The organism is Amycolatopsis solani, assembly GCF_033441515.1.
Classification (GTDB): Bacteria; Actinomycetota; Actinomycetes; order Mycobacteriales; family Pseudonocardiaceae; genus Amycolatopsis; species Amycolatopsis solani.
Genome location: NZ_JAWQJT010000004.1, coordinates 80861 through 106870, shown reverse-complemented (window position 1 = coordinate 106870; position 26010 = coordinate 80861). Strand labels below are relative to the sequence as shown.

Here is a 26010-nt window from a genome sequence, read left to right as displayed (position 1 = left end):
ACCGCGAACGACTGGAGAATCATGAAGCTGCACGGAGCCACCGCCCTCGTCACAGGAGCCGGCGGTGGCGGTCACGGGCGTCACTTCGTCGAGCAGCTGATCGAACGCGGCGCCGCGAAGGTGTACGCCACCGCGCGCCGCCCGGAACTCGTCGAGATCCCGGGAGCGGAGGTGCTGCGGCTCGACATCTCGGATTCCGCGTCGGTCGCCGCCGCGGCCGCCCACGCCGGCGACGTCGATCTGCTCGTGAACAACGCCGCGGTATCGCCGGGGGTGAACCTCGTCGACGGCGACCCGGACACGATCCGCTCCACAATGGACACCAACTTCTACGGCACCCTCGCCATGGCGCGGGCCTTCGCTCCCGTCCTCGCCGGCCACGGTGGCGGCGCCATCCTCAACGTCCTCTCGGTCATGGCCTGGTCGAGCTACGACGGTGCGAACGCCTACGCCGCGAGCAAGGCCGCCCAGTGGGGGCTCACCAACGCGCTCCGCCTCGAGTTGGCCGGCCAGGGCACCCTGGTGAGCACGCTGATGATCGGCATGGCCGCGACTCCGACGATGAAGGCCTACGCGGCGGCCACCCTCGGTGCCGGGATGCTGCCCGAGGGCCTCCTCAGCGACCCGGCGGACAACGTCAGGGCCGCGCTCGACGGGATCGAAGCCGGAGAGATCGAGATCCTCGCCGACACGATGGCGATCGAGGCCAAGGCCGCCCTCGCCGGCGCCCCTCGCTCGTTCGACCCGTTCACCGGGGTGGCGTGAGAGCACACGGACGTCGGTGCGACGATTCGTGCTCGTCGGACGCACGATCCCCTTTCCGGCCCGAGGATTGGATGCGCAGTGGGACGCTCGTCGGTGTTCACCTTCCAGTACATCGCCATCGACACCGAGGCCGGTGTCACGCCGGAGGAGTTCGAGGCCTTCGTGCGTGGTGAAGGCGTGCACCTGCCCGTGTACCCGGGGTGGCGGTGGACTCTGCTGCGCGGGTTGCGCGGCGAGCGGACCGGGCAGTACCTGATGTTGTACGAGATCGACAGCGCCGAGCAGCGCGACCGCTACGTCACGGCCCGGGGTGAGCAAACCGAGCTGGCCCAGGCGTTCTGGGCGGCGCACCCGGAGGCGGAGGCGGTGCTGGCGCGGTGGCGGCGGCTGGGCACGTTCGCTGAGCTGCCGACGTTGTTCACCGACTACCGGCTGCTGGCCGACAACCCGCGGAGCACGGTCACACCCGGCCCCCGCTACCGCGACCGTCCGGGGGAGGAGCCGGTCGCGCGGGTGGTCGGGATCCACAACCTGGCGTTGCGCGCGGGGGTGACCGAGGAGGTGTTCGACCGGTTCATCGCCGAGAACCACCACCGGATCGACGACTACCCGGACTGGCGGTTCCACGTGCTCAAGGGCGAGCGGGGCAACCGCCTCGACCAGTACGTGATGATGATGGAGATCGCGAGCCTGGACGCGCTGGACGTCTTCTACCCCGAGCCCGACATCGCCACGGGTGAGGCCGCGGTGTTCGCGTCGGCTCATCGTGACACCAAGCAGATGTACGAGGAGTGGAAGCAGCTGGCTTCGTTCTCCGGTTCACCGCAGATCTACACGGATTACCTCGCTGTCGCGGAGAACCCGGCGTGAGCCGGCTTGCAGGGCCAGCGCGGCGAAGGCCAGGTCCTGCAGGGCGATACCGACCGAGTTGAACAACGTGATCTGTCCGCTTCCGGCCCGGCCCGGTATCAGCCCGGCCAGTACCGCCCCCAGCTCCTGCCGGAAATCGTCTTCGGTGGTCGTGCCGTCCTGCACCGACAGCACGGCTTCGCCCGACTTCCGCAGCTGGACGGCGGTGCTGTCGACGAAGACCGTCGCGCGGGCCATTCCGGCGGAGTCGATCTCGCGGTGGTCGGGCCGGGGTGGTGCGCCGACGGCGTTGACGTGCAGCCCCGGCCGGAACCACGCGCCCTCGACGACGGGGACGCGGGACGGTGTCAGGGTGCAGAGCACGTCGGCCGCTTCGACCACGCCGCGCGGTCCGAGAGCCGTGGTCACGGCGAGGGCCGGGACGCCGTCGGCGTGTTCCCGGCGCCGCAGCGCGCGGCGGAACTCGGCGACGCGGGCGGCCGAGCGGGACCAGACGACGACCTCGCCGATCGCCCGGACCGCCCGGATCGCGGCGACGTGCTCGACGGCGAGCGGTCCGGCCCCGACGAGCCCGAGGACCCGGGAGTCGCTGCGGGACAAGGCATCCGTGGCGACCGCGCTGGCGGCGGCCGTCCGCATCCGGGTGCCCGTCCCGCCGTTCATGACGGCCAGCCGGGCGCCGGTCCGGGCGTCCAGCACGACCAGGGTGGACTGCTGGACGGGGACACCGGAGTTGCCGGGCGCGTCGGTCAGCACCTTGACGACGGTCAGCCCGAGGCGGTGGGAGGTCGCCACCATCGGCAGCACGATGGTGGCGCCCGCCGTGGGGGTGATCGCCGGGACCGGCTGTTCGGCCCGCCCGAGGGCGAGGTCGATGTGCGCGGTCCGGACGGCGTCGATCAGGTCGCCGAGGTCGACGAGTTCGGCCAGGGCGTCGTCGCGGAGCACGAAAGTCACCGGTAGGCCTTCATGAAGCTGTCGTCGGCCAGTTCGTCGTAGGCGGGGACGCGCGTGAGCATGGCGCTTTCGGCGAGCATCCGCATCCACCGGTCGCTGCCCGCGGGGTCGATCGCGACGGTCTCCCAGACCGCGCTTTCGGTCATCTGCCGGGTGGCCTCGCGCAGGATCCCGAGGTCCTTGCCCGGCCAGCGGGCCGTGAGGATCCCGTCGATCGCCGCCGCCGGGGTGGCGGGAAGGTGCGTCATCGCCGCGTCGATGCAGCCGACGAAGCGAGTGAAGCGCTCGCGCAGCTCTTCTACGCGGTCGGTGCGGCAGTAGTAGACGCTGTTGGGCATGATCCCGCCCTCGTCGAGGTTGTGGAACACGATCCGTCCTCGGCCGGTGGCTTCGAGTTCGAGCGCCGAGACCAGGTCCAGGATGATCGCGTCGCCGAGCCCGGCGCCGAACAGTTCGACCAGCATCGGTGTCGAGAGGTCCCGGACGAAGGTGACGTCGCCGGGGTCGGCGCCCGCCTCCCGGAGCAGCCCGGCGGTGACGGCGTAGGGTGCGCTGCCCCCGATGCCGGGCGCGAGGACGACCTTCCCCGCGAGGTCGCCGAGGGTGAAGGTGCCCGGGGCACCGCGGTGCACGATCGCTTTGGGCGCTTGGTGGTTGAGCTGGCAGACGACGGTCAGCGCGCGGGTGCTGCCGGCGTACATGCCGGGCACCCAGAGCCCGCCGAGCGCGAGGTCGGCGTCGCCGGAGGCGAGGTCGTCCAGGACTCCGGTCCACGGGTCGCAGGCGCGGGCGGTCACCGACAGGCCCGCGTCGGGGAAGAGGCCGGTCGTGCCGGCGAGGTATTCGGGCAGGTAGTTGAGACCGTTGGCGGTCGCGGAGATGCGCAGGGTTTCCAAGGGGTCCTCCGATTCGTGGTCAGGCGTCTTCGTTGATCTGTTCCAGCGTCCGGGCGCGGGTCTCGGGAGCGAACCGCGAGGCCAGCACGAGCAGGGCGTACATGACCGCGGCCATGCCGAACACCCCGGCGAGGCCGAACGCGGCGAAGAGGGCGACGGCGAGGAACGGCATGACCGCGCCGGCGATGTTGCCGATGCCGTTGACGATCGAGGTACCGGTCGCGCGGATCGACGTCGGGTACAGCTCCGGCGACCAGACCGCGAGCGTCGTGTTGGTGATCATCGTGAAGAACTGGAACAGGGCGCCGAGGGCGAGGATCAGGGCCGTCGAGTCCCCGAAGGCCGCGAACGCGGCCGCGGTGACGCAGCCGAGCGCGCCCGCGCCGCCCACCACGCCGCGCCGGCCGACCCGGCCGGCCAGCCACGCCGCGGCGCAGGCACCGAGCAGCGAGCCGGCGTTCATGATCATGGTGAACAGCAAGCTGTCCGAAATGGAGTAACCGCGCTCCACGAGCAGGGTCGGCATCAGGAAGTTGAGCGTGACCTGCGCGCCGAAGGCCATCCAGGACGCGGCGCCGATCGAGAGCGTGCGGGGCAGGACGGCGCGGGCGAACACGGCCGCCGGGGAGGACTTGAGCTGCCGTGCGGGGATGTCCGCCGCCGTCAGCGGCCCACCGATCGCGGTCGTCGGCGACGGCTTGAGGGAGCCCGACGCCAGGATGGCCAGCGACCGGTTGGCGTCCTCGACGCGGCCCTGGGAGAGCAGGAAGCGCGGGGTTTCCGGGAGGCGGCGCCGGTAGAGGATGACCAGCAGCGCCGGGAGCGCGAGGAACAGGAACGTCCAGCGCCACACGAGGTGGTCGCCGCCGAGTACCGGCGCGAGCGGGCCGAGGAGCAGGAAGAACAGCCCGTAGGAGAGGAAGTTGCCGACACCGCCGGAGCCGATGTTGAGCGTCGCGACCAGCGCGCCGCGGTGGCGGGTGGCGACCATCTCGGCGAGCATGGCGATGCCGATGGTGAACTCGCCGCCCAGCCCGATGCCGACGACGAAGCGGCTGGCCAGCATCATGTCGTAGTTCACGGCGACGGCGCTGAGCAGGCCGCCGAGGGTGTAGAGCAGCAGGTTCAGCGACAGGGCCGCGCGGCGGCCGTACCGGTCGGCGAGCCACCCGCCGGCGAGCCTGCCGACGAGCCCGCCGAGCACGGTGGCGGTGTTGATCGCGGTCAGCTGGGTGTCGGTGATCGCGAGCGCGGCCTTGAGGTTCGCGCCCATCGCGCCGACGGAGTTCTGTTCGAGGGTGTCGAAGAACATCCCGGCGAGGATGAGCATGAGCACCCAGAACTGGGCGCGGGTGAAGCCGATGCGGTCGAGGTGGCGGGCGAGGGTGCCGGAGGCGGTGCGCTCCGGGGTGTGGGCCGAGGTCATGGGCTGGGCTCCCATCGGGAGAGGCGACCAAGCAACGAACCTCTGTTTTGTATACGAGAAGTGTTGCTTCGACGTTACCAGTCATGCCAAACACGTGAACAGCCCAGGACGGTGTCGATCTTTTGTATACGAATCAGCGTGCTGGGGACGCTTGACGCCGGTAGATCAGTTCGTCCTTGAGGATGTGCTCGCCCATCAGGTAGCCCGCCTGCACCGGGGAGCCGCCGAGGATCGCGGTGGCGATCGCGGCGTGGTCGGCCCACGAGGTGTCGATCCGGTCCTCGATCTCGAGCTCGAAGCCCCACGAAATCCGGCGCAGCAGCCCGTCGAGCACGCGGGCGAGCTCGGTGTTGCCCGATGCGCGGGCGACGACCTCGTGGAACTCCATGATCAGCGGCGGGAGGTCGGCCACGGCGCCGTCTTCGCCGGCCTGGCGACCGCGCGCGACGACCGCCCGCAGGGCGTCGGCCTGGTCACCCCCGTGCGCCTCGGCCGCGAGCGAGGCGGCGAGGACCTCCAGGCCGCGCCGGATCTGCATCAGCTCGACGACGTCGTGCTGCGAGCGGGCGGAGACGGTCGCGCCCTTGTACTTCTCGGTGGTGACGAAGCCTTCGCTCTCCAGTTGCAGCAGGGCCTCCCGGATGGGCACCCGGGACACCCCGAAGCGGGTGGCGATGGCCTCTTCCTTCAGGCGTGTCCCGGCCGGGATCGCGCCGGCGATGATCTCCGCACGCAGCTCCGTCACGACCGAGTTCGACTTGGCAACCACGATGGGAGGATATGGCAACCACCGGGTGCGCGCGGCCGAGCAGCACCGCCGCCCGGCGTTGATCACTCACGAACCTGCGCGATGGTGACCACGACGTTGCCGATTTTCTGTCCGCTCTCCACGTACCGGTAGGCGTCGACGATTTCGTCCAGTGCATACACGCGGTCGACGACCGGGGTGAAGTCCCCGGACTCGATCAGCTCTCGCAGGTGGCGCACGACGGCCTGGTTGTCGCGCGGGAACGCGAACTTCACCTTTCTGCCGCGCAGCAGCGGGGTGACCAAGGCCAGCACGAGGTTCTGCGCCCAGGGCCCCAGCTCCGAGGACAGGTACACCCCACCGGGTTTGAGCAGTCGCTTGCAGCGGCCGAACGTGCTCTTGCCCACCGCGTCGAACACCGCGTCGTAGGTTTGCTCGTCCTCGGTGAAGTCTCCCGCCGTGTAGTCGACGACCCGGTCCGCGCCCAGGTTTTCCACCATTGCCAGGCTTTCCGTGGCGCACACCGCGGTCACGGTGACGTCGAGACTCTTCAGCAGCTGCACCGCGGCCGAGCCGATCCCGCCGGTCGCGCCGTAGACGAGGACGTCCTGTCCGGCCCGGGTCCCCGCGTGCCGGATGCACGCGAGCGCGTAGTGCGCGCCCTCGGTACCGGGAGCGACCTGTTCGAAGGTCATGCCCGGCGGCACGGTCGCGATCGAGCCGCCCTCCGGCACCGAAAGGTACTCGGCGTGCGCGCCGAACGCGCCTTCGTTGTACCCGAACACCCGGTCGCCGATCGAGAAGGACGTGACACCACGGCCGACCGCCTCGATCTCGCCGGCGAACTCGGTGCCCATGATCGTCCGCCGAGGCCGGGTAATGCCGGTGAGCAGTCGCATGAAGAAGGGCCTGGCCGCGCGGTAGGCACAGTCGGTCCGGTTCACCGTCGTCGCGTGCACCCGGACGAGCACGTCCCGGTCCCCGACCGCCGGCCGGTCGACCTCGCGGATGTGAACGACCTCCGGCGGGCCGTACCTGGTGTGCACCGCAGCTTTCATCCGAGGCCCCCCTTACTGTGTAAGGTAACCATGGATTGCGAGGTGCCGGCAAGGGTTGAAGAACGTCCCTCGTAACTTCCGTCGAGCGGCTCCATCGTCTATCGTCGATGAGCGATAGAAGGGGCTGAAGTGCTGGATCGAGAGACCGCCAAGACCTACGCCGAGTGGTTCCGGACGCTCGCGGACCCCACGCGGGTGCAGATCCTCAACCTGCTCGCCGAGGCCGGCGACCCGATGGCGGTGGGGGAGATCGTCGAGCGGGTCAGTGTGGGGCAGTCGACCGTCTCCGCCCATCTCAAAGTCCTGGCCGACACCGGGTTCGTGCTGGTCGAACCGCGGGGGACCGCTCGGCTCTACCGCGTGAACGAAGAATGCGTGTCCTGCTTCCCGAGCGCGGCGGACGTCGTCATGGGGCGCGGGATCCGGTCGTTCGCCGAGGAGGCGCGATGAATCCCGATCGTGACGCCGTCCGCGACCGCTACGCCACCGCCGCTCGGCGGGCTCTGGCGGGGGAGGGGACCGGACTGCTGGCCGGCGAAGGGGACGCCGAGCGGCTCGGCGCCGTCCACTACGCCGGCGCGGAGGTTCCGGTCGAGGTGACCGCGACCAGCCTTGGCTGCGGCAACCCGGTGGCCGTCGCCGAGGTGAAGGCCGGTGAGACCGTTCTCGACCTCGGGTCCGGTGGTGGGCTGGACGTTCTGCTGTCCGCGCGCCGCGTCGGGCCGGGTGGGCGGGCCATCGGGCTGGACATGACCGACGACATGCTCACCCTCGCCCGCCGGCACGCCGAGCGGGCCGGCGTGACCAACGCCGAGTTCGTCAAGGGCACCATCGAGCAGATCCCGCTGCCGGACGCCTCGGTCGACGTCGTCATCTCCAACTGCGTCATCGCCCTGTCGTCGGACAAGCCCGCGGTGTTCGGCGAGATCGCTCGCGTTCTACGACCCGGCGGCCGCCTTGGCATCACCGACATCCTCACCGACGCCGAACGGGCGGCGAGGGCCGGATCGGTCGAGTGTCTCGGCGGCGCGCTCACCGCCGAGAGCTACCGGAAGCTGCTGCGGGACGCCGGACTCAGCGGTGTCGAAGTTCAGCTCACGCACCAGACCGGCGACAAGCTGTACTCCGCGATCATCCGGGCCACCAAGCAAGTCGTGGCCATGACGGCCGAGCACGCCGGCCAGGTGCTCGCGATCTACCAGGCCGGGCTGGACACCGGCCAGGCCAGCTTCGAGACCACCGCTCCCGCCTGGGAGGCCTGGGACGCGGCGCACCTGCCGGAACATCGACTGGCCGCCGTCGACTCGGCCGGGCGGGTCATCGGCTGGGCCGCGGTCTCCGCGGTGTCCTCGCGGTGCGTGTACGCCGGGGTCGTCGAGCACAGCGTCTACGTCGATCCGGCGGCGCAAGGCCGTGGCGTCGGGCAGGCGTTGCTCGCCGCGCTGATCGCCTCGACCGAGGACGCGGGGATCTGGACGATCCAGAGCGGCGTGTTCCCCGAGAACACCGCGAGCCGGGAACTGCACCGACGCGCCGGGTTCCGGGAGATCGGAATCCGCGAGCGCGTCGGGCAGCACCATGGTCTCTGGCGCGACGTCGTCATGATCGAGCGCCGCAGCTCGCGAGCCGGCGCCTAGAAGGCTCAGTTGCAGCAGCCCTCCGGCTTGGCGGTCTCGGCGTCCGGCGTGCAGCACGTCGCCGGGGTGGCCTGCGCGGCGCTGTCGGTGCCGAACGTCGTCGAGTCGCCCTTCACCGTGTAGACCTCCCACGGCTCCTTGCCCGGCCCGTGCACCCACACCTTGTCCTGCACCGCGTAGCAGCACGTGGTGTCGTCCTCGGTGAGCGTCTCGAGTCCTTCGCCGGTCAGCCGCTGCGTTGCCGCGTTGACCTGGTCGGTCGACTCGACCTCGACGCCGAGATGGTCCATCACCGTCTCCTGGCCCGGCTCGCCCTCCAGCAGCACCAGCTTCAACGCGGGCTCCTCGATCGCGAAGTTCGCGTAGCCCGGCCGGAGCTTCGCCGGCTCCGTCCCGAACAGCTTCGAGTAGAAGTCGATCGATCCCGCCAAGTCCCCGACCCGCAGGGCCAGCTGTACCCGTGACATCCCCGCCACCTCCTTGAATAGACGTTGGTCTAAGCAGATTGCCGTCTATATGTGAATCTGTCAATATAGAGAGATGTCGAAGCAACTGCCGCTCGTCGCGATGGACGCCTGCTGCGCGCCCCTGGCTCGGGAGCCGCTGACGCAGGATCAGGCGGTCGAGCTGTCGCACCTGTTCAGGGCGATGGCCGACCCGGTCCGGCTGCGGCTGCTCTCGCTGATCGCCTCCCACGCCGGCGGCGAGGCGTGCGTGTGCGACCTGACGGACGCCTTCGACCTGACCGGCCCGACCATCTCCCACCACCTGAAGGTGCTTCGCGAGTCCGGGCTGATCACCGGCGACCGGCGTGGCACCTGGATCTACTACCGCGTGCACCCCGAGGTGCTGGCGCGGCTTTCGGCGGTGCTCACGACCACGGGCGAAGCGGTCACCGCGTGACGACGGTCGAAGCGCCGCCGCGACTGTCCACTCTGGACAAGTTCCTGCCGGTCTGGATCGCGGCCGCGATGGTCGCCGGGCTGTTGGCCGGGCGAGGGATACCCGGTTTGAACACCGCGCTGTCCGCGGTGCAGATCGACGGGATTTCGCTGCCGATCGCCCTCGGACTGCTGGTGATGATGTACCCGGTCCTGGCCAAGGTCCGCTACGACCGGCTCGGCACCGTCACCCGCGACCGTCGGCTGCTGTGGCCGTCGTTGGTGCTGAACTGGCTCGTCGGCCCGGCGCTGATGTTCGCCCTCGCCTGGCTGCTGCTGCCCGACCTGCCCGAGTACCGGACCGGGCTGATCATCGTCGGCCTCGCCCGCTGCATCGCGATGGTGATCATCTGGAACGACCTCGCCTGCGGTGACCGTGAAGCCGCCGCCGTGCTCGTCGCGCTGAATTCGGTGTTCCAGGTGCTCGCGTTCGGGCTGCTCGGCTGGTTCTACCTCTCGGTCCTGCCGGGTTGGCTCGGTCTTCCGCAGGCCGACCTCGCCGTGTCCGGGTGGCAGATCGCCAAGAGCGTGCTGATCTTCCTCGGTATCCCGCTGGTCGCCGGCTACCTGACCCGCCGCATCGGCGAACGCGCCCAGGGCCGTGACTGGTACGAGAACAAGTTCCTGCCGAAGGTCGGGCCGGTCGCGCTGTACGGGCTGCTGTTCACCATCGTCATCCTCTTCGCCTTGCAGGGTGACCAGATCACCAGCCGCCCCCTCGACGTCGCGCGGATCGCGGTGCCACTGCTGGTCTACTTCGGACTGATGTGGGCCGGCTCCTACGCGCTCGGCAAGGCCGTCGGGCTGAACTACGAACGGACCACCACGCTCGCCTTCACCGCCGCGGGCAACAACTTCGAACTCGCCATCGCCGTGGCCATCGCGACCTTCGGCGCGACGAGCGGGCAGGCGCTCGCCGGGGTCGTCGGCCCGCTGATCGAAGTTCCCGTGCTCGTCGCCCTCGTGTACGTCTCCCTCGCGCTACGGCGCCGCTTCACCAGGAGCACTCGTGACGCCCAAGCCTGAAGTTCTCTTCGTCTGCGTGCACAACGCCGGTCGCTCGCAGATGGCCGCCGCGCTGCTCGCCCACCACGCCGGCGGCGCGGTCGACGTCCGCTCGGCCGGCTCCGCGCCCGCCGACAGCATCAACCCAGCCGTGCGCGAGGCGATGGCCGAGATCGGGCTCGACCTCTCCCGCGAGGTGCCGAAGAAGCTGACGACGGACGCGGTTGAGGCCGCCGACGTCGTGATCACGATGGGCTGCGGCGACGCCTGCCCGATCTTCCCCGGCAAGCGGTACCTGGACTGGCAGCTGGACGACCCCGCGGGCAAGGGCGTCGAGGCCGTCCGGCCGATCCGGGACGAGATCGATCGCAGAGTGCGGGAACTGCTCACCGGGCTCTTGGCTGGGTCCTAGTCGAGGGGCACGGTCAGCTGGCCGCGGTGGAAGTCGAAGTGCCGGGTGGGGAACCGGTACACGTCGGCCAAGGTCATGTAGTCCTGGAAGAACGGGTCCCACCGGGTCGGGTAGTGCATCCCGCGGGCGAGTTCGACGTCGCTCTCGCCGTCCAGCCGGCGGTGCAGTGCCGCGATCGTCCGGTCGAACAGCGCCAGCATCCAGGAACGCGGCATCACCGTGCCGCCGAGCCAGGAACCGGCGAAGTTGACGGCGTCGAACGGCACGGTGCCCGCGTTGAGCAGCCGGGCATACCTGCGGCTGGCTCCGTCGGGCAAACGGCCGAACACCCGCACCAGCCTGAGCAACGCGCGGATGATCAGGTAGCCGAGGAGCATGTGGAACAGCAGCTGACGGTTGTTCCACCGCGTGCCGGCGCTGGCACGCCGAAGGTCGCTTTCGCTCGCCGCGTCGAGCAGCTCGTGGAAGCTTTTGCGCGCTCGCTCCATCTCCGCGTGAACGGCTGCTTTGTCCACCGTCGAAGTGTCCGCCAAAGGTTTCGGGAACGCCATCCCCGCGTGGTCGGTCAAGAATGAGTTTGCGGAGGCAGATCACGGAGCAGGCCGGGGTGAGGATGGCTCGGTGCACGTCGGCTCGTCGTTCGGTCCGGATGCCCAGGCGGCAGTATTCCGCTGACGGGTCGATATGGGTTCGCATGTCAGTCCGGGACAATGGGTTCGACACCGTCTCGCAACTCGTGGACATCGCGGTCAGCAAACAAAAAGCCTACTCGTCCGACGGCTCCCGTGAGCTGATGATGTGCCAGGCTGATGCTCCCGCACTGCCAAGTCGCTGAGCCCACGCAGCTCGATCCAGGACGGGCAGACGAGCACGCTCCCCTCACCGCTGTGCCTCCAGCAGCACGGGGTCGGTGCCCCGGGCCACCGCGACGATCTCCTTGATCAGGAGCCGGGTGCTCGCGGACGGCGGCCGGTCGGCGATCGTGGTGATGCCGATTTCGCGCGGCACCGTGTCGAGCCCCAAGGGCAGCACGGCGAGCTGCGGGTCCCGTGCGCCGATCAGCATCGGGAGTGGGGCGACGGCGTCGGTTTCCACCAGGACCGCCCGCAGCGTGAGGATCGTCGAGCACTCGATGATGTTCGCGGGGAGGGGCAGGCCCCGGCGGTCGAAGAGTTCGTCGATCTCCTGACGCAGCTGGCTGTTGCGGCCCGGCAGGATCCACGGCAGGTCCATGAGGTCCTCGATGCCGCTGGTGGGTGTGTCGAGGCAGGGGTGCTCGTGCCGGACGACGAGGCGGACCGGTTCCTCGTAGAGCCGTACGTGACGCAGAGTGGCGCGCGAGGTCGACGGCTGGAGCCGGCCGACCAGTACGTCCACCTCACCTCGGGAGAGTTGCAGGCCGAGTTCCTCGGGCATCGCCTCGACGACCGAGACGGTGAGGTGCGGGTGGGCCTTTTTGAGCCGGATCAGGGTCTGCGGCAGCAGGGAGTACGCGCCGGCGAGGATGGTTCCGACCCGTACCGGCTCCATGCCGAGACGCTGGAGCCCGTCGATGCGTCCGGCCGCGGCTTGCAGAGTGCCCACCACCGCGCGGGCGTGCTCGATGAGGATGTCGCCGTACTGGGTCGGGCGGACGCCGCGGGGGCCCCTGGCGAAGAGTTCGACGCCGATGATCGCCTCGATCTCCTGCAGGCTCCGGGTCACGGCCGGCTGGGTGACGTGCATTGCCTTGGCGGCGCCGACCAGGGTGCCCTCGTCGGCCACGACGGTCACGAGAACGAGGTGACGCAGCTTCAGCCTGCCGTCCAGGATGTGGTCCACGTTCATGTCTCGACATCTCTCTGTAACATAGCGTTGGGCCCCGGTATACCCAATCATGCATAGCGCCGACCGGAGAAGCATTAGTCAAGGCCGGATCTCTGCCAAATGATGTGGCCATGTCTTGGACACCCACCGCAGAGAGCCCGCTGGGCGGCCTGACGTCCGCGCTGGCGTCCGGCGGCGTCGAGGTGGTCGACCTGACCGCCCTCTTGTCGCCGTCGACGCCGGTGCTCGACCTCCCACCGGACATGGTGCCGATCCCCCGCTTCGAGCTGGAGGAGCTGGCCCGGTACGACGAGCGGGGGCGCACGTCCTACCAGAACGCCATCCACACCGGTGAGCACGTGGGCACCCACTTCGACGCGCCGTGCCACTGGATCACCGGCGCCGAGCAGGGGGACGTCGCGCACGTACCGGTCCGGCACCTGGCCGCTCCCGCCGTCGTGATCGACAAGTCCGCCGAGTGCGCCGCCGACCCGGACTTCCTGCTGACGGTCGAGCACCTCGAGGAGTGGCAGCACCACCACGGCCCGCTGCCGGAGGGCGGCTGGCTGCTCTACCGGACCGGCTGGGCCGCGCGCTCGCACGACCAGCAGCTGTTCCTCAACGCCGACGAGAGCGGGCCGCACACGCCCGGCATCACGGCCGGATGCGCGCGCTGGCTGGCGGACGAGGCACCGATTGTCGGGCTCGGGGTGGAGACGGTCGGGACCGACGCCGGGCAGGCGTTCACCTTCACCCCGCAGTTCCCGGTGCACCACCACCTGCTGGGCGCGGGCAAGTACGGCGTCACCCAGCTGCAGAACCTCGACCGGCTGCCCGTCACCGGCGCCGTCCTGATCGTCGCCCCGCTCCGCATCGCCGGTGGGTCCGGCAGTCCGGCGCGAATCCTGGCCCTCGTAGAGAACGGAGACGTCCAGTGACCATGCTCGTCCACGAGGCCATCGGCCGGCAGCTCACCGACCTCGGAGTCCGTGCGGTCTTCGGGGTGGTCGGCAGCGGCAACTTCCACTTCACCGACGCGATGGTGCGCGGCGGCGCCCGCTTCGTCGCCGCTCGTCACGAAGGCGGCGCGGCCACCATGGCGGACGCGTACGCCCGGATGTCCGACGAGGTCGCCGTGCTCTCCCTGCACCAGGGCTGCGGTTACACGAACGCCCTCACCGGCATCACCGAGGCCGCGAAGAGCCGGACGCCGCTGCTGGTGCTGACCGCCGAAGCCACCGACCCCAAGTCGAACTTCGCGCTCGACCAGGCGGCGATCGCCGTCGGGATCGGGGCGGTCGCCCTGCGCGTCCGGTCTCCCCGGACCGCCCTCGACGATGTGGCCCAGGCCTTCGCGATCTGCCGCAACCAGCGGCGCACGGTCGTCCTCAACGTCCCGCTCGACGTGCAGGACGCGCTCCTGGAAGCGGAGGGTTCGGCCCGGGAGCACCGCCGGGTCGTCGAACCGCGGCCCGACGACAGCGAGATCGCCACGTTCGCGCAGCTGCTGGAACGCGCCGAACGGCCGGTCTTCGTCGTCGGACGCGGCGGCCGGTCCCCGGGCTCCCGGGACGCCGTCCGCGAACTGGCCGCTGAAGCGGGCGCGCTCCTCGCCACCTCCGCCGTCTCGCGCGGGATGTTCAACGGCGACGACTGGAACATCGACGTCTCCGGTGGCTTCTCCTCGCCACTGACGGCCGAACTCATCTCCGGCGCCGACCTGCTGGTGGGCTTCGGTTGCGCACTGAACATGTGGACCATGCGGCACGGCAGGCTCATCGCGCCGGACGCGACCGTGGTCCAGATCGACCTCGACCCGGAGGCCATCGGCGTACACCGGGACGTGGACCTCGGTCTGTGGGGCGGGGTCGCGGGAACGGCACGGGCGACGGCCGCGTGGCTGCGGGCGAACTCGCCCGGCGGGCGCACGGGTTACCGCACACCGGAGGTGGCCGAGCGGATCCGGTCCGGCCTGCGCTGGAACCAGATCGGCTTCGAAGACGCGTCGGGGGACGGGCGGGTCGACCCGCGCGGCCTGACCGCCGCGCTCAACGACATCCTGCCCGCCGAGCGGATCGTTTCCGTGGACTCGGGCAACTTCCTCGGCTACCCGAGCATGTACCTCGACGTGCCCGACGAGTACGGGTTCTGCTTCACCCAGGCGTTCCAGTCCGTCGGCCTGGGCCTGGCGACCGCGATCGGGGCCGCGCTGGCGCGGCCCGACCGGCTGCCCGTGGCCGGCTGCGGTGACGGCGGCTTCCTGATGGGCCTCTCGGAGCTCGAGACCGCCGTCCGGCTGGGTCTGCCCATGGTGATCGTCGTCTACAACGACGCCATGTACGGCGCCGAGGTGCACCACTTCGGGTCCGACGCGAGCGGCGTCGACTCGGTGACCTTCCCCGACGTGGACATCGCGGCGCTCGCCCGGGGACACGGGTGCGAGGCGCTGACCGTCCGGCGGCCCGAGGACGTCCACGCGGTGAAGGAGTGGCTGTCGGCCGGTCCCGTCCGTCCCTTGGTGCTGGACGCCAAGATCACCTCGGATGGGGGGTCCTGGTGGCTGCAGGAAGCCTTCGGGCACTGAGGCGTCCCGACGGCGTCTCCGTCATCGGCGCCGGGGAGTCGCCCTACACCCGGCATCCGGCGTCCGGTACGACCACGGACGGGGTGCTCGCCGACGCCGTCCGCCGCGCTCTCGCCGATGCGAACATCCAGGCCTCCGAGGTCGACGGCTTCGGGGCCTGCAGCTTCACCCTCGGTCCGGACCACGCCGTCGACCTGGCCTGGCGGCTCGGTCTGCGGCTGCGCTGGCTGATGCAGGACACCAACGGCGGGGCGAGCGCGGGCACGATGCTGCAGCACGCCGTGCGGGCCGTGGAGTCCGGCGACGCCTCGGTCGTGGTGCTCGTGGCCGGCGACCTGATGGACCAGCAGGTGCACCTCAAGATGGTGGCCGAATACAACCGGGCGACCGCCGAGCAGCTGGTGCCGCTCGACATGCTCGGCCCGAACGCCCTCTTCGCCCTGCTGACCCAGCGTCAGATGGCCGCCGAGGGGCTCACCCGTACCGACTACGGGCGGCTCGCGGTGGCTCAACGGGAATGGGCATCGCTCAACCCCGGGGCCGTCTACCGCCAGCCACTGACGCTCGACGACTACCTGAACGCGCCCATGGTCGCCGAACCCCTCGGCCGGTACGACTGCGTCCCGCCGGTCACGGGTGCCGACGCCGTGGTGGTCGCGGCCGACGAACGGGCCGCGGGCATGCGACGAGCCAGGGTGCTGGGCGTCTCGGCCCGCTACAACACCGATGACCAGACCGGCGACGGACTGGTCACCGGCTTGGCCGACTGCGCGCCCGAGCTGTGGGCGGCCGCCGGCCGTGGGCCCGCCGACGTCGACGTGGTCAGCGTGTACGACGACTACCCGGCCATGGCGCTGGCCCAGCTCAAGGATCTCGGCCTGGTCGCCGGGGGTGAGCTGCCGGCTTTCGTCGCCGAGCGGCTCGCCACCCGCGAGCTCGCGGTCAACACCTCCGGCGGGCAGCTCTCGGCGGGCCAGCCGGGTTCCGCGGGAGGCATGCACGGACTCGTGGAGGTCGTGCGACAGCTGCGCGGCCAGGCGGGGGAGCGGCAGGTCGCTGCCCGGCTCGGTCTGTTCAGCGGATACGGGATGGTGCTCTACCGCTACGGCGCGTGTGCCACCGCCGGGCTCCTGGAGGCAGCCGGATGAGCGTGCTCGTGCAGAACTGCCGGACGTGCGGTGGCCGATGGTTCCCCGCCCGCCTGATGTGCCCCCGCTGCGGGGGCGCCGACCTGGTGCCGGTCAGCGTCGAGCGCGGGGTGGTCGAGCAGCTGACCCACCTCGGCGACGTCGTCATCGCGTCGGTGGCCTGTGACCCCGAACCGCTGCTCGTGGCCAGGCTGCACGGCGCGGTCGAGCCCGGGGACGTCGTGGAGCTCACCGACGACCCCGGCGCGTCCGGCCGTCCCGTCGCCTTCGTACCGCCGATCAGCCTGCCCCGAGAGGAGATGTCATGAACCTCAGCCGTGCGAGCGTCTCCGGACTGCTGCGCTGGCGCGCGGAGTCCACCCCGGACAGCGTGCTGCTGCGCTGCGGGGACACGCAGCGGACCGCCGCGCAGATGCTGGAGCGCGTCGCCGTCGCGGGCGGCCTGCTGCGCGACCACGGGGTGGAGCGGGGAGACCGGGTGGCGCTGATGGCGTCCAACCGGGTCGAGCTGCTGGATCTCATTCTGGGCTGCGCGTGGATCGGGGCCGTCGCGGTGCCGATCAACACCGCCGCGCGGGGCGAGCAGCTCCACCACATCCTGAGCAACTCGCAAGCGGAACTGCTGGTGCTGGAAAACCCTTTCCTCGCCCAGGTGGAGGCGCTGCCGGGCACCGCCGAGCTGCGCCAGATCTGGCTGCTGGACAAGAGCGAGGTCGCCTCGGTGCTACCGGTTCCCGTCGACCTGATCCCGGACGGCGACCGCGCCGTGGAGCCGGCGGCGGTCGGCCCGGGCGATCCCGCGGTGATCCTCTACACCTCGGGCACCACCGGGGTCTCCAAGGGAGTCGTCTGCCCGCACGCCCAGTTTTACTGGTGGGGCCGCAACGTCACCGCGCAGCTCGGCATCACCTCGGCCGACGTGCTGCACACCTGCCTGCCGCTGTTCCACACGAACGCGCTCAATGCCTTCAGCCAGGCGCTGGTCAGCGGGGCCGAGTACGTCATCGGCCCGCGCTTCTCCGCCTCCGGCTTCTGGTCGGACGTGGCGGCCAGTGGGGCGACCTTCACCTACCTGCTGGGTGCCATGATCAGCATCCTGGCGGGCCGGGCGCCCGGAGAGCGCGACCGGGCGCACCGGGTGACCGCGGCACTGGCGCCGGCCACCCCCGCCGGGCTGCTCCGGGAGTTCGAGGAGCGGTTCGGTGTCGTCCTCATCGACGGCTACGGCTCGACCGAGACCAACGCCGTGATCTCCGCGAGCCGGACCGAACAACGGCCGGGTTTCGTCGGACGCCTCCAGGAGGGGTTCTCCGCCCGGATCGTCGACGAGCACGGACTCGACGTTCCCCCCGGCACACCGGGGGAACTGCTGCTGCGCAGCGAACAACCCTTCGCCTTCGCCTCCGGTTACCACCGCATGCCCGAGGCCACCGTCGCCGCGTGGCAGGACCTGTGGTTCCACACCGGCGACCGGATGGTGATCGAAGCGGACGGCTGGATCAGGTTCGTCGACCGCATCAAGGACGTGATCCGCCGTCGCGGCGAGAACATCTCCTCCGTCGAGGTCGAGAGCGTCCTCGCGCAGCACCCCGGCGTCCGTGACGTCGCGGTGTACGCGGTGGACTCCGAACTCGGCGAGGACGAGGTGATGGCCGCCGTGGTCCCGGCCGAGGGGCAGCAGATCGACTTCGCCGAGCTGGTGTCCTTTTGCGAGCCCCGGCTGGCTTACTACGCGATTCCCCGTTTCGTGGCGCTGTGCCCGGAACTGCCGCTGACCGAGAACGGCAAGGTGCGCAAGACCTTGCTGCGGGAGTGGGGAGCCGACCGCGCCGACTGGGACCGCGAGGCGGCCGGCGTCGTCCTGCGGCGAAACCAGCACACCGCGGGCCCCGTTCCCGGCCCTTGATATCCGCCACCGAACCTGACCACCGTCTTCATCCAGAGGTGACGAGATGAGCCCCACCGCACCGCAGTCCATCCGCAAGGTCGCCATCGCCAGCCTGACCGGAACCGCACTCGAGTGGTACGACTTCTTCCTCTACGGCACCGCTTCCGCCCTGGTGCTCGGCACCCTCTTCTTCCCCCATGCCAGCCCCCTCGCCGGCACCCTGGCCTCCTTCGGCACCTTCGCCGTCGGCTTCGCGGCCCGCCCCCTCGGCGGGATCATCTTCGGTCACTTCGGCGACCGGCTGGGCCGCAAACCCATGCTCGTGATCACGTTGATGGTCATGGGCTTCACCACCTTCCTCATCGGACTCCTGCCCACCTACGCGCAGATCGGTGCGTGGGCGCCGATCCTGCTCATCCTGCTGCGCCTGCTCCAGGGCATCGCGGTCGGCGGCGAGTGGGGCGGAAGCGTCCTCATGATCACCGAGCACGCCCCCGCGGGACGCCGCGGCTTCTATTCGGCCTGGAGCCAGGTCGGCATCAACCTCGGCTTCATCACCTCCGCCGCGGTCTTCGCCGCGGTCCAGACGCTGCCCGACGAGGCGTTCCTGTCCTGGGGCTGGCGGCTGCCCTTCCTCCTCGGAGCCGTTCCCGCACTGGTCGGCCTCGTCATCCGCCTGAAGATCGAGGAGACACCGGAGTTCCGGAGCGTCCAGCACAAGGGCGACAAGCAACGGCTGCCGATCCTGCACGCCCTACGCACCCACCCGCGTGCCATCCTGATCACGATGGGCGCCCGCCTGGCGGAGAACGGCTCCTCGTACATCTTCCTGGTCTTCTCCCTCGCCTACGGCAAGCACATCGGGGTCGGCAACGGCCTGCTGCTGACCGGGATCATCGTCGCGAACATCGTGGAAGCCGCCTCGATGGTCGGCTTCGGTGCGTTGTCCGACCGCATCGGCCGCCGCCCGGTCTACATGGCCGGAGCGGCGACCCTCATCGTCTTGGCGTTCCCGTTCTTCTGGCTGCTGGACACCGGAACCCCCGCGCTCGTCTGGCTGGCCTTCATCACCGCCATCGGCATCGGCCACGGAGCCATGATCGGCACCCAGCCGAGCTTCTTCACCGAGCTGTTCGGCAAGACGTCCCGCTACAGCGCCATCGCCCTGGGCCACGAGTTCGCGTCGGTCTTCGCCGGCGGCCTTTCGCCGCTCATCGCGACGGCGCTTTTGGCGGCCACCGGCGCCTCCTGGCCCATCTCGCTGTACCTCGTTTTCCTGGGCTGTATCACGCTTGTCTCGGTTTACTTCGCCCGCGAGACGGTGCGGCGGGACGCCGTTTCTACGCCGGACCTGAAGCTGCCGTCGGCCGGAGTACGCGAATAGCGCTCACCCGGTGCGCCGGTGCTCGTCGGTCACCTGTTGGTGGCCGACGAGCGGTCTGCCTGATGGAGGGAAAGGCCGGGGCTCCCTCGGTCTGGCGGTGCCGGCCCGAGCGGGGTGAGCTCATCCTCGACACGGGCGACATGCACTTCAGCGGCAACGTGGTTGACCGCGATCCGGTTGACTTGCGAGGTCTCGTGCGGCTCGTCGAACAGGACGGACCGCGGCACACGCGCAGGAGATACCACCGCCTGGCGGGCATTGAAGTGCGCGATGTCGTTCGCCGGGAGCCGAACGGGTGCCGGCCCGAGCACGCGCCGGCAGATCGAACTGCTCTTGCGAATGCCAACCGGCGGCGGCGATGGAGTCATCGTCAGGAAACACATCGGTTCGATGCGGAGTCCTGGGTGTCGCCGTCGGAGTAGACCCAGTGGAAGTTCCGCGGCGGGTTCGGCTCGACCAGCTACCGGAATGCCACGACTTCCTCGGTGTAGGCGTAGAACCGGGTGCGCATGATCTCCAGCCACGCGGAGAGTAGGGGGCGGCAGTAGAAGCCGCTGCTGTCGTGGATCCGCACCCACGTGTCTAGGAACTGCCAGCATTCAGTCCGTCCGTCAGCGCGCGGCGGCGGGACGACCACCTCGGCGATATACATGGTGGCGGGTGGCCGACGAGCGGATCGCCCGTGAAGTCAGGCCATCGAGGTGGCCAGGCACTCAAGGCGGTTCCGCGGAGGCGGGTTACCCGGCCGCGGGCCCGCCGGCCACCACGTACCGGCCCGGGCGGTGGAGATCGACCGCGGGGGCGAAGGTGAATCCGGAGCCCTCGCGGTCGACCCGGCCGGCGGAAGGGGCGGCGAAGTGCGCGGGGATCATCGCGGTTCCGGTGTCGGCCAGCCAGTCCAGCGTTCGCCGGCGGGTGCGTGCCGAGAGCGCCGGGTCGACGCAGTACCGAGTGCTGGCGTCCGGGTCCATCAGCTGGAGCGGGTGGTGCAGGACGTCGCCGGTGAGCAGGAGGCGGGCCCGGGAGCCGGTGACCAGGACGGCCGTGTTGCCCGGGGTGTGGCCCGGGGCCGGGTACAGCCGCACGTGGGGGCTGAGGTCGGCGTCCGGGGGCGTCAGGTCCAGCAGTCCCGCCTCGGCGACCGGTTCGATGCTGTCGGCCAGGTAGTCGCCGGTCCGGGTCATCGCCGCGGCGCCCGCCGCGGAGCGCCAGTAGTCGTACTCCGGGGCGGTCAGCACGTGCCGGGCCTTCGGGAAGGCCGGGCGCCAGTGCCCGGCCGACCACCGCGTCGCCCAGCCGATGTGGTCCACGTGCAGGTGGCTGAAGACCACTGTGGACACATCGGCGGCGGACAGCCCGGTCGCCGCGAACCGGTGCCACCAGCCGCTGTCCAGGCGGTCGAACTCCGGCCTGGCGCGGTGTTTCCCGTCGCCGACGCAGGCGTCGACGAGGATCCGTTCGTGCGGCGTGACGACCAGGAACGCCTGCATGGTGAAGACCAGCCGCCCTGGTTCGGACCACGGCTCCTCGGCGGCCCAGCCGGAGAGGACGTGCCCGGGGAAGAACTCCGCCGGATCGATGAGCAGCCGCGGGGTCTCCACGATCGGCACCACCGCGACGTCACCGAGATCGAACCAGCCACTCATCGCCGCGCCACCTCCTTGGCCTCGACGGCCGCGCGGGGCAGGCGCCACAACACCGCCGCGCTCACGGCCGCCACGACCACCGGAATCGCGGTCAGCAACACGATGTCTTCGCCAGGCAGCGAGAGCGCGAGCAGAACACCCGCCGTGGCCGGGCCCACGATCGAGCCGACCCGGCCCAGCGCCGCGGCCCAGCCCACTCCGGCGGTCCTGGTAGCCGGGGAGTACATCGCCACCGCGAGGGTCAGCTGACCGATCTGGCTGGCCGTGACGCCCGCACCGGAACCGGCGAGGGCGAGCAGCAGCGCGGTGTGGTCCGTTCCGACCGTGGCCGCGACGACCATCGACACCGCCCCGATCGCCGGCATCACCATCAGGGCGAACGTGATTCCCTTGCGGGCAGCCAGCAAGAGGAGTACGACGCCACCGATGACTCCGCCGAAGCTCAGGAAGGCGAGGCCGATCGGGGCCTGCGACGGGGAGAAGCCGTACCCGGTCAGCAAGGTGGGCACCCAGGACTGGAGCGTGTAGCTGGCGATGAAGACCAGGAAGGCGAAGGTCCACAGCAGTAGGGTGGCGGCGCGCAGTCCGGGAGCGAACAGCGCGCCGACGCGCGCCGCGGACGCGGCCACGGACGCCGGTGCGGCCGGCAGCCACCGGCCCATCACCACGGCCAGCAGCAGCGGCAGTCCACCGCCGATCCAGAACACCCCGGTGGCCCCGACCGACGCCAGCAGGCTGCCGCCGAAGACACCGGCGACCGTTCCGCCGAAGGCGAGCCCGAGGGTGACCGTGACGGAGACCGTCTGCCGTCGCCCGTCCGGGTGGTGCGCGGTGGCGAGGGAGACGGCGCCGGGCAGCACCACGCCGAGTCCGAGCCCGGTGATCAGCCGGACCGTGCTCAAAGCGGTCAGTGACTGCAGGGGAAGCACCAGGGCGGTGGCCAGCGAGCCCGCGGCGAACAGCACGGTGCCGGCGATCAGCATCCGCCGCAGGCCCAGCCGCACCGCGAGCCGGCCCGAGGCGAGGTAGCCGAGCACCACGCCGATGTTGGTCAGCACCACCGCCGGGGTGAACGCGGCCGAGGTGACGCCCCACTGCCGCGCCAGGGACGGCAGCACGAAGGAGAGCGACGCGGAGTCGAACCCGTCGAGCAGCACCGCGAGGAAGGCGAGGCCCACCACGCCGAAGCGCATCCCGTTGCCGGTCATCGGGTGCCTCCGAAAACGACCTGGTGTGCGGCTCCGAACAGCTCCGACGTCGGGTCGGCGAAGGCGGTGGCGGTGCCGGTCAGGGCACCGGCGGTCGGCCCGGCTTGCCGACAGAAGCCCGGCCAGTCAGGGTGGTAGTCCTCCGGGCGCTGACAGGTGAAGAACTCACTGCTGTCCGCCGGACGGACGGCATGACCTGCGGCCATGGGTCCTCCTCGTCATCGCCGGGCGCCCTGGCGGCTCCGGTCGTGCAGTGATCATCACCAGGCCCGCGGCACCTCGGGTAATGCCTACTTCGTCGGCACCCATCGCCGTCCGGTCATACCGGAGGCTATGCCCATTCAGCTATAACCCGAGCCCGGATCGGCATTGGACGGGCATGGAAAGCCGACCGTACGGTGCCCTCATGAGTGCCGATCCGCCCCCCGTTCAGCTCCGGAACTTCGTCGACGGAAGCTTCGTCGACGGCGCGGACACGTTCGACAAGATCAGCCCGGTCGACGGGGCCCGCGTCGCCGTGGTGCACGAGGCCGGGCGGGAGACGGTGGACGCCGCCGTCCGGGCCGCGCGCCGGGCCTTCGACGGCCGCTGGGGCCGCAGCACCGACCGGGACCGAGCCGCCCTGCTGAGGCGGATCGCCGACGGGATCGAGGCGCGGTTCGAGGAGTTCGTGACCGCCGAGATCCGTGACACCGGCAAACCGGTGGCGCTGGCCCGCGAACTGGACGTGGCCCGTGCGGCGGCGAACTTCCGGTCCTTCGCCGACACGATCTCTTCCGCCGGCCTCGATTCGTACCTGACCGACACGGGCGGGGGCCCCAGTGCCCTCAACTACGCGGTGCGCCGTCCGCTCGGCGTCGTGGCCGTCATCGTGCCCTGGAACCTTCCGCTGCTGTTGCTCACCTGGAAGGTCGCCCCGGCGCTGGCCTGTGGCAACGCCGTGGTGGTCAAGCCGTCCGAGGAGACCCCGTCGACGGCGACCCTGCTGGCGGAGGTCATCGCGGAGGCGGGCGCGCCGAACGGCGTGTACAACGTCGTTCACGGCTTCGGCCCGGGCTCGGCGGGGGAGTTCCTCACCCAGCACCCGGGGATCGACGGGGTCACCTTCACCGGTGAGTCCTCGACGGGGGCGACGATCATGAAGGAGGTCGCGCCGCGCGTGGTGCCCGTCTCCTTCGAACTGGGCGGAAAGAACGCGGCCGTCGTCTTCGACGACTCCCCGCTGGAGCGGACCCTCGACGGGCTGACCCGGTCGCTGTTCCTCAACACCGGCCAGGTCTGCCTGTGCACCGAGCGGGTCTACGTCCAGCGCGGTCTCTTCGACGAGCTCGCAGCCGGGATCGCCGAGCGGGCCCGGGGACTGCGCCTCGGCCGCCCGCACGACCCCGGCACGACGACCGGCCCGCTGATCTCCCGGGGCCATCGGGCCAAGGTGCTGTCGTACCTCGACCTCGCCGTCCAGGAAGGCGCGAAGGTCCTCGCCGGGGGCGGCATCCCCGATCTCGGCGAGGACCTGGCGGGCGGCGCCTGGATCGAACCGACGGTGTGGACCGGCTTGGACAACTCCTGTCGCACCGTGCGCGAGGAAGTCTTCGGTCCGGTCGCCGCGCTGATCCCCTTCGACACCGAAGAGGAGGCGATCGGCCTCGCGAACGACACCGAATACGGGCTGGCAGCCTCGGTGTGGACCAGCGATCTGACCCGGGCCCACCGGGTGGCGCAGGCGATGGACGTCGGCCTCTCCTGGGTCAACACCTGGTACCTGCGCGACCTGCGCGCCCCCTTCGGGGGGACGGGCCGCTCCGGCATCGGCCGCGAGGGCGGGAAGCACTCGCTGCACTTCTACACCGAGACGACGAATGTGTGCGTGGCGCTATGACTCTTTCCCGATACGCCTCGGCCCTCGACGAGGCCGTCACCGCCAAGCGGGCCATCGCGCAGCTGAGCCGGACCGCCACCCTCACCCTGGACGACGCTTACCGCGTGCAGGCCCTCGGCGCCGAGCTGCGGGCGGCCCGTGGTGACCGCCTCGCCGGGGTGAAGCTGGGGTTCACCAGCAAGGCCAAGGCACGGCAGATGGGCGTCTCCGACGTCATCTTCGGCCGGCTGCACGCGCGCGGCGAGTACGCCGACGGCGGCTGCGTCGCCCTGGCGGACTACATCCATCCGCGCGTCGAGCCGGAGGTCGCCTTCCGGCTCGGCACGCGGTTCGACGCGCGTGCCTCGGCCGACCCCGAGGCCGACCTGCGCGCCGCCGTCGACGCGGTCGCCCCCGGCCTGGAGATCATCGACAGCCGCTACGCGGACTTCCGGTTCTCCCTCACCGACGTCGTCGCCGACAACACCTCGGCGGCCGGGTTCGTGACCGGAGCCTGGCAGCCGGCCGATCTCACCGCCGCCGGCGTCCGGTTCGACGAGCGGCCGGTGACCCTGGAGATCGACGGCGCGGTCGTTGCGACCGGGAGCACCAGCGACATCCTCGGCGACCCGGTGCTCGCCCTGCCGGCGATCGCCCGCATGGCCGCCGCCCACGGAGTCGTCCTGCCCGCCGGTTCCGTGCTGCTGGCCGGGGCCGCGACCGCCGCGGTCGCCCTCCCGGGCGGGGTCACGGTCCACGCGACCGTCGCGGGTCTCGGCTCCGTCCACGTCACCACCACGGAGGAGCGATGAGCGACGAGTCCCTTGTGGTCGAAGGGAAGGCCACGCCCCGCGGCCGGTTCCCGCACGTCAAGGTCGTCGGTGACCTGGTGTTCGTCTCCGGGACCAGCAGCCGCCGCCCCGACAACACCTTCGCCGGGGCCAGTGCCGACGCGATAGGGGTGACCGACCTCGACATCGAGGCGCAGACCCGGGCCGTGCTCGAGAACATCCGCGACGTCCTCGCCGCCGTGGACTGCACGCTCGACGACCTGGTCCAGGTCACCTCCTACCTCGTCAGCATGAACGACTTCGGCGGCTACAACCGCGTCTGGGACCAGTACTTCGACGCCTCCGGCCCGACGAGGACCACCGTCGCGGTCCACCAGCTGCCCCACCCGCACCTGCTCATCGAGATCCAGGCCGTCGCCGTGCGCCGGCCCGGCCGCACCGCCAAGGAGAACTCATGACGTCGTCCCTGCCGCCGGTCTTCAACTTCCCGAAGTGGCTCGCCGAGCACGAGCACCTGCTGAAGCCGCCGGTCAACAACAAGGCGATGTGGGACACCAGCGGCGACTTCATCGTGCAGGTCGTCGGCGGCCCCAACCAGCGGCTCGACTTCCACTTCGAGCCGTTCGAGGAGTACTTCTACCAGGTCAAGGGCTCCATGCACATCAACGTGATCACCGACGACGGTCCGCAGCGCGTGGACATCGGCGAAGGCGACATGTGGCTGCTGCCCGGCAACACCTGGCACTCGCCGCAGCGGCCGGAGGAAGGATCCATCGGCATCGTGGTGGAGCGCGTCCGCCCCGAGGGGACGACGGAGCAGTTCGGCTGGTTCTGCCGGGAGTGCGGCACGAAGGTGCATTCGGTGGAGCTGCAGGTGCGGGACATCGTCGCCGACCTGCCGCCGGTGTTCGAGGCCTTCCACGCGTCCGTCGAGCAGCGCACGTGCGGGAACTGCGGCGCGCTGCACCCCGGTAAGGGCTGA

29 protein-coding genes are annotated in these 26010 nt (G+C 70.5%); 17 read left to right on the top strand and 12 right to left on the bottom strand.

What is annotated here, in order from left to right:
* The first annotated feature begins 21 nt into the window (after nucleotides 1-21).
* On the top strand, nucleotides 22-765 hold the full coding sequence (locus SD460_RS44630) for an SDR family NAD(P)-dependent oxidoreductase (RefSeq protein WP_290062140.1): 744 nt from the start codon (nucleotides 22-24) through the stop codon (nucleotides 763-765).
* A gap of 78 nt (nucleotides 766-843) precedes the next feature.
* Entirely contained in the window at nucleotides 844-1635 is a 792-nt protein-coding gene (locus tag SD460_RS44625; RefSeq protein ID WP_290062138.1) for a hypothetical protein, read from the top strand.
* On the opposite strand, the gene SD460_RS44620 is transcribed toward SD460_RS44625, so the two are convergent.
* From SD460_RS44620 to SD460_RS44600, 5 genes are all read right to left on the bottom strand, one after another.
* Entirely contained in the window at nucleotides 1585-2592 is a 1008-nt protein-coding gene (locus SD460_RS44620) for an ornithine cyclodeaminase family protein (protein ID WP_290062136.1), read from the bottom strand. The genes SD460_RS44625 and SD460_RS44620 overlap by 51 nt on opposite strands.
* Complete coding sequence (locus SD460_RS44615; RefSeq protein WP_290062134.1) at nucleotides 2589-3488, bottom strand: ABC transporter substrate-binding protein; 900 nt, start codon at nucleotides 3486-3488, stop codon at nucleotides 2589-2591. Before SD460_RS44615 ends, SD460_RS44620 begins: the two co-directional genes overlap by 4 nt.
* A gap of 19 nt (nucleotides 3489-3507) precedes the next feature.
* Nucleotides 3508-4914 carry an MFS transporter gene (locus SD460_RS44610; RefSeq protein WP_318307711.1) on the bottom strand — a complete coding sequence of 469 codons (1407 nt, stop codon included), beginning with the start codon at nucleotides 4912-4914 and terminating at the stop codon, nucleotides 3508-3510.
* A gap of 133 nt (nucleotides 4915-5047) precedes the next feature.
* A complete protein-coding gene (locus SD460_RS44605; protein WP_290051651.1) occupies nucleotides 5048-5683 on the bottom strand; it encodes a GntR family transcriptional regulator in 636 nt (211 codons plus the stop codon).
* Between the two features lie 62 nt (nucleotides 5684-5745).
* Complete coding sequence (locus tag SD460_RS44600; protein WP_290051649.1) at nucleotides 5746-6720, bottom strand: NAD(P)-dependent alcohol dehydrogenase; 975 nt, start codon at nucleotides 6718-6720, stop codon at nucleotides 5746-5748.
* Between the two features lie 129 nt (nucleotides 6721-6849).
* Here SD460_RS44600 and SD460_RS44595 point away from each other — a divergent pair, with 129 nt between their 5' ends.
* Together SD460_RS44595 and SD460_RS44590 are read left to right on the top strand one after the other, a co-directional pair.
* Nucleotides 6850-7170 (top strand): ArsR/SmtB family transcription factor, encoded by a 321-nt coding sequence (locus tag SD460_RS44595; protein ID WP_290051647.1) that lies wholly within the window; start codon nucleotides 6850-6852, stop codon nucleotides 7168-7170.
* The gene (locus SD460_RS44590; RefSeq protein ID WP_318307710.1) at nucleotides 7167-8357 is read left to right on the top strand and encodes a GNAT family N-acetyltransferase; all 1191 of its coding nucleotides are present in this window, start codon (nucleotides 7167-7169) and stop codon (nucleotides 8355-8357) included. The genes SD460_RS44595 and SD460_RS44590 overlap by 4 nt, the downstream gene beginning before the upstream one ends.
* A gap of 5 nt (nucleotides 8358-8362) precedes the next feature.
* Here SD460_RS44590 and SD460_RS44585 read toward each other — a convergent pair whose 3' ends face one another.
* The gene (locus SD460_RS44585; protein ID WP_290051643.1) at nucleotides 8363-8824 is read right to left on the bottom strand and encodes an ArsI/CadI family heavy metal resistance metalloenzyme; all 462 of its coding nucleotides are present in this window, start codon (nucleotides 8822-8824) and stop codon (nucleotides 8363-8365) included.
* 73 nt (nucleotides 8825-8897) lie between these two features.
* Here SD460_RS44585 and SD460_RS44580 point away from each other — a divergent pair, with 73 nt between their 5' ends.
* Genes SD460_RS44580 through SD460_RS44570 form a run of 3 tightly spaced genes read left to right on the top strand, consistent with a single transcriptional unit; the run spans nucleotide 8898 to nucleotide 10715 of the window.
* Nucleotides 8898-9260 (top strand): metalloregulator ArsR/SmtB family transcription factor, encoded by a 363-nt coding sequence (locus SD460_RS44580; protein ID WP_290051642.1) that lies wholly within the window; start codon nucleotides 8898-8900, stop codon nucleotides 9258-9260.
* Entirely contained in the window at nucleotides 9257-10324 is a 1068-nt protein-coding gene (gene arsB, locus SD460_RS44575) for an ACR3 family arsenite efflux transporter (protein ID WP_290051640.1), read from the top strand. Before SD460_RS44580 ends, arsB begins: the two co-directional genes overlap by 4 nt.
* Nucleotides 10308-10715 (top strand): arsenate reductase ArsC, encoded by a 408-nt coding sequence (locus SD460_RS44570; protein ID WP_290051638.1) that lies wholly within the window; start codon nucleotides 10308-10310, stop codon nucleotides 10713-10715. The genes arsB and SD460_RS44570 overlap by 17 nt, the downstream gene beginning before the upstream one ends.
* Here the strand turns inward: SD460_RS44570 and SD460_RS44565 are convergent.
* Together SD460_RS44565 and SD460_RS44560 are read right to left on the bottom strand one after the other, a co-directional pair.
* The gene (locus tag SD460_RS44565) at nucleotides 10712-11230 is read right to left on the bottom strand and encodes a DinB family protein (protein WP_290051636.1); all 519 of its coding nucleotides are present in this window, start codon (nucleotides 11228-11230) and stop codon (nucleotides 10712-10714) included. The two genes, SD460_RS44570 and SD460_RS44565, sit on opposite strands and share 4 nt — an antisense overlap.
* 364 nt (nucleotides 11231-11594) lie before the next feature.
* The gene (locus SD460_RS44560) at nucleotides 11595-12542 is read right to left on the bottom strand and encodes a LysR substrate-binding domain-containing protein (protein ID WP_290051634.1); all 948 of its coding nucleotides are present in this window, start codon (nucleotides 12540-12542) and stop codon (nucleotides 11595-11597) included.
* Nucleotides 12543-12652: 110 nt separating this feature from the next.
* Between SD460_RS44560 and SD460_RS44555 the strand changes: the two genes are divergently transcribed.
* The 6 genes from SD460_RS44555 to SD460_RS44530 are packed head-to-tail and all read left to right on the top strand — an operon-like array spanning nucleotide 12653 to nucleotide 19525.
* Nucleotides 12653-13459, top strand: coding sequence for a cyclase family protein (locus SD460_RS44555; RefSeq protein ID WP_290051633.1), 807 nt, complete (start codon nucleotides 12653-12655; stop codon nucleotides 13457-13459).
* A gap of 2 nt (nucleotides 13460-13461) precedes the next feature.
* On the top strand, nucleotides 13462-15105 hold the full coding sequence (locus SD460_RS44550) for a thiamine pyrophosphate-binding protein (RefSeq protein ID WP_318307818.1): 1644 nt from the start codon (nucleotides 13462-13464) through the stop codon (nucleotides 15103-15105).
* Entirely contained in the window at nucleotides 15078-16253 is a 1176-nt protein-coding gene (locus SD460_RS44545; RefSeq protein WP_290051629.1) for a thiolase family protein, read from the top strand. Before SD460_RS44550 ends, SD460_RS44545 begins: the two co-directional genes overlap by 28 nt.
* Nucleotides 16250-16561, top strand: coding sequence for a zinc ribbon domain-containing protein (locus SD460_RS44540; RefSeq protein WP_318307709.1), 312 nt, complete (start codon nucleotides 16250-16252; stop codon nucleotides 16559-16561). Before SD460_RS44545 ends, SD460_RS44540 begins: the two co-directional genes overlap by 4 nt.
* Nucleotides 16558-18159: an ATP-dependent acyl-CoA ligase gene (locus SD460_RS44535; protein WP_290051626.1), complete on the top strand. Its 1602-nt coding sequence runs from the start codon at nucleotides 16558-16560 to the stop codon at nucleotides 18157-18159. Before SD460_RS44540 ends, SD460_RS44535 begins: the two co-directional genes overlap by 4 nt.
* A 46-nt stretch (nucleotides 18160-18205) precedes the next feature.
* On the top strand, nucleotides 18206-19525 hold the full coding sequence (locus tag SD460_RS44530) for an MFS transporter (protein WP_290051624.1): 1320 nt from the start codon (nucleotides 18206-18208) through the stop codon (nucleotides 19523-19525).
* Between the two features lie 29 nt (nucleotides 19526-19554).
* Here SD460_RS44530 and SD460_RS44525 read toward each other — a convergent pair whose 3' ends face one another.
* The 4 genes from SD460_RS44525 to SD460_RS44510 form a co-directional block, all read right to left on the bottom strand.
* On the bottom strand, nucleotides 19555-19908 hold the full coding sequence (locus SD460_RS44525; RefSeq protein ID WP_290051623.1) for a hypothetical protein: 354 nt from the start codon (nucleotides 19906-19908) through the stop codon (nucleotides 19555-19557).
* 77 nt (nucleotides 19909-19985) lie between these two features.
* Nucleotides 19986-20099, bottom strand: coding sequence for a GP88 family protein (locus tag SD460_RS44520; protein WP_290051622.1), 114 nt, complete (start codon nucleotides 20097-20099; stop codon nucleotides 19986-19988).
* A gap of 163 nt (nucleotides 20100-20262) precedes the next feature.
* Nucleotides 20263-21171 (bottom strand): MBL fold metallo-hydrolase, encoded by a 909-nt coding sequence (locus SD460_RS44515; RefSeq protein ID WP_290051620.1) that lies wholly within the window; start codon nucleotides 21169-21171, stop codon nucleotides 20263-20265.
* Nucleotides 21168-22379, bottom strand: coding sequence for an MFS transporter (locus SD460_RS44510; protein WP_290051619.1), 1212 nt, complete (start codon nucleotides 22377-22379; stop codon nucleotides 21168-21170). Before SD460_RS44510 ends, SD460_RS44515 begins: the two co-directional genes overlap by 4 nt.
* Before the next feature lie 406 nt (nucleotides 22380-22785).
* Between SD460_RS44510 and SD460_RS44505 the strand changes: the two genes are divergently transcribed.
* From SD460_RS44505 to SD460_RS44490, 4 genes are read left to right on the top strand one after another with little or no spacing between them, the layout of a single operon-like run.
* Complete coding sequence (locus tag SD460_RS44505) at nucleotides 22786-24258, top strand: 2-hydroxymuconic semialdehyde dehydrogenase (RefSeq protein WP_290051617.1); 1473 nt, start codon at nucleotides 22786-22788, stop codon at nucleotides 24256-24258.
* A complete protein-coding gene (locus SD460_RS44500) occupies nucleotides 24255-25049 on the top strand; it encodes a 2-keto-4-pentenoate hydratase (protein WP_290051616.1) in 795 nt (264 codons plus the stop codon). Before SD460_RS44505 ends, SD460_RS44500 begins: the two co-directional genes overlap by 4 nt.
* Nucleotides 25046-25486 carry a RidA family protein gene (locus SD460_RS44495; protein ID WP_290051614.1) on the top strand — a complete coding sequence of 147 codons (441 nt, stop codon included), beginning with the start codon at nucleotides 25046-25048 and terminating at the stop codon, nucleotides 25484-25486. Before SD460_RS44500 ends, SD460_RS44495 begins: the two co-directional genes overlap by 4 nt.
* On the top strand, nucleotides 25483-26010 hold the full coding sequence (locus SD460_RS44490; protein ID WP_290051612.1) for a 3-hydroxyanthranilate 3,4-dioxygenase: 528 nt from the start codon (nucleotides 25483-25485) through the stop codon (nucleotides 26008-26010). Before SD460_RS44495 ends, SD460_RS44490 begins: the two co-directional genes overlap by 4 nt.

What these genes read in the sequence shown, in the direction of transcription:
- SD460_RS44630 (WP_290062140.1), top strand. Translation starts at nt 22, where the DNA reads ATGAAGCTGCACGGAGCCACCGCCCTCGTCACAGGAGCCGGCGGTGGC.
- SD460_RS44610 (WP_318307711.1), bottom strand. Translation starts at nt 4,914, where the DNA reads ATGACCTCGGCCCACACCCCGGAGCGCACCGCCTCCGGCACCCTCGCC.
- SD460_RS44600 (WP_290051649.1), bottom strand. Translation starts at nt 6,720, where the DNA reads ATGAAAGCTGCGGTGCACACCAGGTACGGCCCGCCGGAGGTCGTTCAC.
- SD460_RS44590 (WP_318307710.1), top strand. Translation starts at nt 7,167, where the DNA reads ATGAATCCCGATCGTGACGCCGTCCGCGACCGCTACGCCACCGCCGCT.
- SD460_RS44585 (WP_290051643.1), bottom strand. Translation starts at nt 8,824, where the DNA reads ATGTCACGGGTACAGCTGGCCCTGCGGGTCGGGGACTTGGCGGGATCG.
- SD460_RS44580 (WP_290051642.1), top strand. Translation starts at nt 8,898, where the DNA reads ATGTCGAAGCAACTGCCGCTCGTCGCGATGGACGCCTGCTGCGCGCCC.
- SD460_RS44560 (WP_290051634.1), bottom strand. Translation starts at nt 12,542, where the DNA reads ATGAACGTGGACCACATCCTGGACGGCAGGCTGAAGCTGCGTCACCTC.
- SD460_RS44555 (WP_290051633.1), top strand. Translation starts at nt 12,653, where the DNA reads ATGTCTTGGACACCCACCGCAGAGAGCCCGCTGGGCGGCCTGACGTCC.
- SD460_RS44550 (WP_318307818.1), top strand. Translation starts at nt 13,462, where the DNA reads ATGCTCGTCCACGAGGCCATCGGCCGGCAGCTCACCGACCTCGGAGTC.
- SD460_RS44540 (WP_318307709.1), top strand. Translation starts at nt 16,250, where the DNA reads ATGAGCGTGCTCGTGCAGAACTGCCGGACGTGCGGTGGCCGATGGTTC.
- SD460_RS44535 (WP_290051626.1), top strand. Translation starts at nt 16,558, where the DNA reads ATGAACCTCAGCCGTGCGAGCGTCTCCGGACTGCTGCGCTGGCGCGCG.
- SD460_RS44530 (WP_290051624.1), top strand. Translation starts at nt 18,206, where the DNA reads ATGAGCCCCACCGCACCGCAGTCCATCCGCAAGGTCGCCATCGCCAGC.
- SD460_RS44525 (WP_290051623.1), bottom strand. Translation starts at nt 19,908, where the DNA reads ATGTGTTTCCTGACGATGACTCCATCGCCGCCGCCGGTTGGCATTCGC.
- SD460_RS44515 (WP_290051620.1), bottom strand. Translation starts at nt 21,171, where the DNA reads ATGAGTGGCTGGTTCGATCTCGGTGACGTCGCGGTGGTGCCGATCGTG.
- SD460_RS44510 (WP_290051619.1), bottom strand. Translation starts at nt 22,379, where the DNA reads ATGACCGGCAACGGGATGCGCTTCGGCGTGGTGGGCCTCGCCTTCCTC.
- SD460_RS44505 (WP_290051617.1), top strand. Translation starts at nt 22,786, where the DNA reads ATGAGTGCCGATCCGCCCCCCGTTCAGCTCCGGAACTTCGTCGACGGA.
- SD460_RS44500 (WP_290051616.1), top strand. Translation starts at nt 24,255, where the DNA reads ATGACTCTTTCCCGATACGCCTCGGCCCTCGACGAGGCCGTCACCGCC.
- SD460_RS44495 (WP_290051614.1), top strand. Translation starts at nt 25,046, where the DNA reads ATGAGCGACGAGTCCCTTGTGGTCGAAGGGAAGGCCACGCCCCGCGGC.
- SD460_RS44490 (WP_290051612.1), top strand. Translation starts at nt 25,483, where the DNA reads ATGACGTCGTCCCTGCCGCCGGTCTTCAACTTCCCGAAGTGGCTCGCC.